Consider the following 378-nt stretch of genomic DNA (forward strand, 5'->3'; position numbering starts at 1 on the left):
GGCCTGTACGAGAAGCCGGCGGACCTCTTCACGTACGTTCGTAGCGGTATTTTCCAGCATTCGTGGGGAAAGCGCCCGCAGGACGATCTGCCGCAGTTCTCGGTGGCGGTGCCCGTCCATGACGGGGAGCATGCGCCCGGCCGCCGAGTCTCCACCTGCGAGGAGGGTGGTGAGGACGTTGCCGCGGGATGAGGTGAACCTCTCGGTGTCGCGGTAGACCGTCAGGATGTCCTCGTGCCGCGATACCACCCAGAAGCCGGGCTGGGCGCTCATGGGCGGATGCCAGTGGACCGGCTCCTGGGATCTGAGGCGCCTCCAGAAAGACCCCATGTCGTCGCCATCGAATGAGCGCGGGTCGGCGAGGTTCGTCACGGGATG

The 378-nt window shown here is 66.1% G+C and carries 1 pseudogene; it reads right to left on the bottom strand.

Features of this window, described 5'->3' with window-relative positions:
* Positions 1-273: pseudogene (locus IF17_RS0135880) on the bottom strand (cytochrome P450); the annotation flags it as partial.
* Between the last annotated feature and the right edge of the window lie 105 nt (positions 274-378).

Source organism: Streptomyces cyaneofuscatus (assembly GCF_000718135.1).
Taxonomy (GTDB): Bacteria; Actinomycetota; Actinomycetes; order Streptomycetales; family Streptomycetaceae; genus Streptomyces; species Streptomyces cyaneofuscatus.